The sequence below is a fragment of the Gallibacterium anatis DSM 16844 = F 149 genome, from assembly GCF_000379785.1.
Classification (GTDB): Bacteria; Pseudomonadota; Gammaproteobacteria; order Enterobacterales; family Pasteurellaceae; genus Gallibacterium; species Gallibacterium anatis.
The window spans coordinates 1-5,407 of record NZ_KB903755.1 but is presented as its reverse complement, the minus strand read 5'-3'; the positions used below and the strand labels follow the sequence as shown (position 1 = coordinate 5,407).

The following is a 5,407-nucleotide window of genomic DNA, read 5'->3' as shown; positions in this document are numbered from 1 at the left end:
ATTGTTATCATAGCTATGATGTGCTAGATGTTAGTGAGTTTACGCACTATAGAATTAACCACAGTACTCATTTTGCTGAGCGGCGAAATCACATTAATGGGATAGAGAATTTTTGGAATCAAGCAAAGCGTGTGCTAAGAAAGTATAATGGAATTGATCGAAAATCTTTCCCTCTTTTTTTGAAAGAATGTGAGTTTCGTTTCAACTATGGGACACCATCTCAACAGCTCAAAATCCTGCGGAAATGGTGTCAGATTTAACGCTAATCTACTTCAGCCCCTTAATTTAAATCATAAGAGATTTATTATGCCTATTGAATTATTGACTGAATTTAAATATAAAATTCGTGCATCTATGTTTACCTTTTGGAACAAAAATGATATTGAAATTACCTTGCAAGCCACACCTGCTTTCCTCAGCTATAATCAAGACATTGCTGACGATTGTGTAGTCTTGGATATTCACGAATTAGTAGCCTCTCTAAAAATAAGTTCTCCAGCTAAAAGCTATCTTTTGACCTGTGAATGTGGGTATGCTGGCGATGTTGGCATTACTGCTCCCATCTTACTCACTCATACCAAAGAATATATTTATTGGGATTTGGATATAACCCATTATCGCGCCATTTTATCCTTGCCTTATGCCGAAATTCCTGAAGGCATATTGCGTTTGATTTTTCCTAAACAGCAATATCGCAATGCCATTATCAGATTAGTGAAAACGTTACAACACTTTATTCTCAATGGCGTTGAAATCGATCTGTTAGAACCCCAGGATTTTACAAGAACTTATGGTGCTGCTGCACTGGTAGAAAGCATCAAACAGGAGCATCCGCAACTTAAATTTATTTCCGTGGATGAAATCAATCCTCACGGCTGCAATCATGAAGCGATTTTGAAGTATCAATTTTAGTTTGTTGATTACAATAGTAAACAACCCAACGCAAGAAAGAAAATTAATTGGAACTTGCGTTGGGATATTTTTGGATAAAAGGAAAATTATTTTCGGCGTTGTTGCAATTCTACCTGACGCATTCCCCAGATACATAACGGAATAAAGGCTAGCAACACTAATGAACCTAAAATAACACTGTGCCAAGCAAAATGTCGCCATAAGAAAATCAGATAAAAGCCGACAACACTTGAACCGAAATAATAAAACGAGAGATATAACGCTGAGGCTAATGCTCTTGCCTGTTTAGCCTGTTTGCCGACCCAACCGCTTGCCAATGCGTGTGTTGTAAAAAAACCAACGCTACAGATTAATAACCCCATAATAATTAATGGCAATGATGACACCAACAACCATAACACACCAACAATCAACACGCACCAGCCAAAAAACATTCCTTGTAAAGAGGAATAACGTTGTGTTAATTTTCCGGTCAAACTGGCGGCAAAGGTGCCGCTTAAATAGCATAAGAAAAGCAAAGAAACTTGTGTGGTCGAAAAATTATAAGGTTCGCTTAGCAGACGTAAACTCACTACAGAATATAGATTGATAAAGACACCGAACCCTAACCCTCCAATAAAAAATGTTCGCCATAATTTCGGATTACGGATATGTCCGCACAAATTATTTTTTAAATTCGTAAATTCTAATGTTTGCTTTTGGAAATGCTGCTCTTTAGGTAAACAATAAATAATCAGCAGTGCGCCGATAACCGCTAATATTCCGCAAAACAACATCGGCATATTCAGCCCGAAATGATCGGCAAGAAACCCGCCCAACAGACGTCCGGAAATGCCGCCTAATGAGTTCGCGGCAATATATGAACCGACAACCGAAGTAATCGAACGCGGTTCAAATTCCTCACTAATATAAGCCACCGCAACTGCCGGCAATCCGCCTAAGGTGACTCCTTGAATAACACGCAATGTGATCCAACTACTGACACTATCAGCAAAATAAAGAATGATGCCCAAAATCGCCGTTAAAATTAGGCTAATCATCATCATTAACCGCCGTCCGAAACGATCCGCCAATAAAGCCCACGGAATTAAACTCAAACTTAACCCTAATGAAGCACCGGCAAAGATCCAATTCGACAGAGTAATCGACACTTGATAAGTTTTCGCAAACTCTGCCAGAATCGGTTGTGCTGAATATAAATTACAGAACACTAAGAAAGAAGAGAATGCCAGTGCTACACTGGCAAAATAGAATTCTCGAGAACGGAGTGTAATCATAATGCTGTATCATTTTAGGATTTAGGAAAGTATGATTTTATCTTAATCCTTTAACATTTCTTTTACAAACATTTTATTCTGCACGATATTGTAACACTGTCACTTTATCCCCGACTCGCACTACACCACTATTCAACGGCACCAAATTAATACCAAATAACGGCTCACCATCAGCATTAGTATGCATTTTCTTCAAAGTACGGAAAGGCTCGCATTTTGCATCCAATTCTCCACTTTGCAAATTTCTGGTTGTTAAAATGCAACGAGATGATGGCTTGGCGTGGAAAAATTCCACTTCACCAATCTTAATTTTTAACCACTGCTCTTCAGCAAATGCCTCCTCGCCCGTTACCACCAAATTAGCACGAAATTGATCAATACTAATTGCTGTTGGGCACGCTGCCTGTACCGCATCAAAAGAACGTTGAGTAGCCAACAACAATGGGTAACCATCCGCGAATGAAACACTGTTTTCAGGCATTTTTTTCACAAAACGTTGATCCACTTCCCCTAACCAACGTAATACCACCTCTTCTTGCAGTTTTTCGCTAAACCAACGATTAATATGCGCCGGCGCAACAAATGAAGGGAAATGCGTTCCCCACACTTCACAGCTTTCCTGCACATTAAAATCACGATAACGCACTACAATTTGCGAACCATCACAATGACGCACAATCAACCCTTGAGCCACCGGAAATGCAGAAAGTTGATATAAGGCACCGTGCTTACGCGCAGTAATAAATTTTCCATTAACATCCGTCAACATAAATTCACGATCAAAATTTAAACCGTGCGGCTGTACATACGCTTGTTGCACAAAATAGGGCTGTGTCGATTTGATTGGGAATAGGGTGATTTTTTGTACTTGATTCATTTTGCTTCTCCTCTTTTTTGCGCCTGTATCGACATTAATCTATAACGTTTTCAACTTAAAAGCCATATTTTTAATAAAAACATACCCTTTAAGCAGATCTTATAACGATTAAACAGAAAAAATCGTGATATCTTAATTTTTTTACAAAAATTATAAAAAATTGTTCGACACCATCTAATTTTTAATTTTATTATCTATACACAGTTTAAATAAAAGCTAATTTTTATAAAAAACATCTAATAAAAATTAGAGTTTGTTAGAAAAAATCACACTTACTACATAGATTCTTATAAAAACATACAGGAGAAAGTTATGAAACTCGTTAGTGCAATTATTCAACCGTTCCGTTTGGATGAAGTTCGTGAAGTCTTGACCGACATTGGTGTACACGGTATCACGGTTAGTGAAGTCAAAGGTTTCGGTCGCCAAAAAGGGCATACTGAAATTTATCGTGGCAGCGAATATACCATCGACTTTTTACCAAAAATTCAGATCGATATTGCTGTCGGCGATGATTTAGTGGAAAACGTGATTGAAACCATTGTGGAAGCCGCCCAAACCGGTCGTGTCGGCGATGGCAAAATTTTTGTATTGCCACTTGAACAAGTTGTCCGTATTCGCACACGCGAAACCGGAGATGATGCACTCTAAATTCATTCAATAATGCAAACACAACACACTTAGGGGAAATCAAAATGAAAAAATATCGTTGGTTATTGGCATTCCTGCCAATCACTGCTCACGCAGAACTTACTGATTGGATACAACCAATCTACGCCATCAGTGCCGGAGATACCGCTTGGGTTATGTTAGCCGCCATTTTAGTGCTATTTATGACTATTCCGGGGTTAGCACTCTTTTATGCCGGAATGGTTCGTAAGAAAAATATCCTTGCCACAATGGTACAAAGTTTCGCTGTTTGCTGCTTAGTAGCAGTGATTTGGTTAGTCTGCGGATACAGTTTAGCCTTTACACCGAACAACGCCTTTATTGGTGGCTTAGATCGCCTATTCCTAAACGGATTAAACGTTTTTACTGAACAAGAAAAACTCACTATTTATCCGGGTGCAGGCTCAATTCCGGAATCAGTATTTATGGTATTCCAAATGGCGTTCGCCATCATTGCCGGCGCGATTATTACCGGTGCTTTTGCTGAAAGAATTAAATTTGGTGCGGTTTTGGTTTTTGTCGGAATCTGGACATTATTGGTTTACGTCCCGACTGCCCACTGGGTATGGAGTATCGGCGGTTGGTTAGCGGAAGACGGTGTTCTCGACTACGCAGGTGGAACCGTTATCCATATTAACGCCGGTGTTGCTGGATTATGTGCTGCGCTCTTTATCGGCAAACGTATTGGTTATGGCAAAGATGCAATGCCTCCATACAACCTTACATTAACCTTAATCGGTTGTGCGATGCTTTGGATTGGTTGGTTCGGTTTTAACGCTGGTTCTGCCCTTGCTGCCGACAGCCGTGCCGGAATGGCATTGCCACCACACAAATTGCTGCCGCAGTTGCCGCATTAACTTGGATGATTTGCGAAGTAATCAGCAAACATAGACCGTCCGCATTAGGTTTGGCATCCGGCGCAGTGGCAGGATTAGTTGGTATTACCCCGGCAGCAGGTTTCGTCTCCGCACAAAGTGCAGTGTTAATCGGCTTAATTACCAGTGTATTCTGCTTCGTGGCAGTCACCAAAATTAAATACAAATTAGGCTATGATGATTCGCTGGATGCATTCGGGATTCACGGTATCGGCGGTATTGTAGGTGCGGTATTGACAGGTGTCTTTGTTTCAACCGATATTACCGGCGGCGATGCCAGCGTATTGGCTCAAGTAGAAAGTGTCGTAATTACTTTAATCTACAGTAGTGTAATGTCTGTCATCATCCTTTGGGTAATGAGCAAATTTACAGACATCCGCGTTTCAACCGATGAAGAACGTCAAGGCTTAGACCTTGTTTCTCACGGCGAACGCTTAGAATAATGACATCCAGTCACTAACCTATTGCTGCACCGATGAAAAAAGGTGCAGCTTTTTTTGAGCTGCACCTCAGACTGCTGACAAACCCATCTTTCCAAAATCATTTGATAAAAGTGGGTTTGTTTTTTTNCTTTGTCGCTTTTCTCTTGCTTTTCCTTTCAGATAANGGTGCCAGCGGTCATTTTCGCTGATTGTTTTACCCATGCCTCAAACAAGTAAAATTGACGCCATAAATAAGACAAAATAGCCCATACCACCAGGGCAATTTTCTTGATATTTTGTGCCATTGCCGCAAGGAAGCATTGCATTTGTACTTTGGCTAACCCTCTATAACGAGCATAGCGATGTCCGTGATGT

At 40.2% G+C, this 5,407-nt stretch carries 8 protein-coding genes; 5 read left to right on the top strand and 3 right to left on the bottom strand.

Annotated elements, in window-relative coordinates; translation table 11 throughout:
- Positions 1 to 260: transposase (locus A3EO_RS13265; protein ID WP_169333133.1), on the top strand; the 260-nt coding region annotated here is incomplete at its 5' end.
- A gap of 46 nt (positions 261 to 306) precedes the next feature.
- Positions 307 to 912 (top strand): hypothetical protein, encoded by a 606-nt coding sequence (locus tag A3EO_RS0112015; protein WP_018347331.1) that lies wholly within the window; start codon positions 307 to 309, stop codon positions 910 to 912.
- Between the two features lie 86 nt (positions 913 to 998).
- On the opposite strand, the gene A3EO_RS0112010 is transcribed toward A3EO_RS0112015, so the two are convergent.
- Both A3EO_RS0112010 and A3EO_RS0112005 read right to left on the bottom strand, forming a co-directional pair.
- Positions 999 to 2,189, bottom strand: coding sequence for an MFS transporter (locus A3EO_RS0112010; RefSeq protein WP_018347330.1), 1,191 nt, complete (start codon positions 2,187 to 2,189; stop codon positions 999 to 1,001).
- Between the two features lie 73 nt (positions 2,190 to 2,262).
- Positions 2,263 to 3,066: an MOSC domain-containing protein gene (locus A3EO_RS0112005; protein ID WP_018347329.1), complete on the bottom strand. Its 804-nt coding sequence runs from the start codon at positions 3,064 to 3,066 to the stop codon at positions 2,263 to 2,265.
- 312 nt (positions 3,067 to 3,378) lie between these two features.
- Between A3EO_RS0112005 and A3EO_RS0112000 the strand changes: the two genes are divergently transcribed.
- Genes A3EO_RS0112000 through A3EO_RS13830 form a run of 3 tightly spaced genes read left to right on the top strand, consistent with a single transcriptional unit; the run spans position 3,379 to position 5,053 of the window.
- Positions 3,379 to 3,717 (top strand): P-II family nitrogen regulator, encoded by a 339-nt coding sequence (locus A3EO_RS0112000; RefSeq protein WP_018347328.1) that lies wholly within the window; start codon positions 3,379 to 3,381, stop codon positions 3,715 to 3,717.
- 44 nt (positions 3,718 to 3,761) lie between these two features.
- Positions 3,762 to 4,592: an ammonium transporter gene (locus A3EO_RS13835; RefSeq protein WP_267895484.1), complete on the top strand. Its 831-nt coding sequence runs from the start codon at positions 3,762 to 3,764 to the stop codon at positions 4,590 to 4,592.
- Positions 4,593 to 4,597: 5 nt separating this feature from the next.
- Positions 4,598 to 5,053 carry an ammonium transporter gene (locus A3EO_RS13830; RefSeq protein ID WP_267895485.1) on the top strand — a complete coding sequence of 152 codons (456 nt, stop codon included), beginning with the start codon at positions 4,598 to 4,600 and terminating at the stop codon, positions 5,051 to 5,053.
- A gap of 155 nt (positions 5,054 to 5,208) precedes the next feature.
- Here A3EO_RS13830 and A3EO_RS12995 read toward each other — a convergent pair.
- On the bottom strand, positions 5,209 to 5,407 hold a 199-nt coding region (locus tag A3EO_RS12995), incomplete at its 5' end, for a transposase (protein WP_211206184.1).

Bases quoted from the DNA above. Each gene is read 5' to 3' on its own strand.
- A3EO_RS13830 (WP_267895485.1), top strand. From the start codon at position 4,598: ATGATTTGCGAAGTAATCAGCAAACATAGACCGTCCGCATTAGGTTTG.
- A3EO_RS0112000 (WP_018347328.1), top strand. From the start codon at position 3,379: ATGAAACTCGTTAGTGCAATTATTCAACCGTTCCGTTTGGATGAAGTT.
- A3EO_RS0112005 (WP_018347329.1), bottom strand. From the start codon at position 3,066: ATGAATCAAGTACAAAAAATCACCCTATTCCCAATCAAATCGACACAG.
- A3EO_RS0112015 (WP_018347331.1), top strand. From the start codon at position 307: ATGCCTATTGAATTATTGACTGAATTTAAATATAAAATTCGTGCATCT.
- A3EO_RS0112010 (WP_018347330.1), bottom strand. From the start codon at position 2,189: ATGATTACACTCCGTTCTCGAGAATTCTATTTTGCCAGTGTAGCACTG.
- A3EO_RS13835 (WP_267895484.1), top strand. From the start codon at position 3,762: ATGAAAAAATATCGTTGGTTATTGGCATTCCTGCCAATCACTGCTCAC.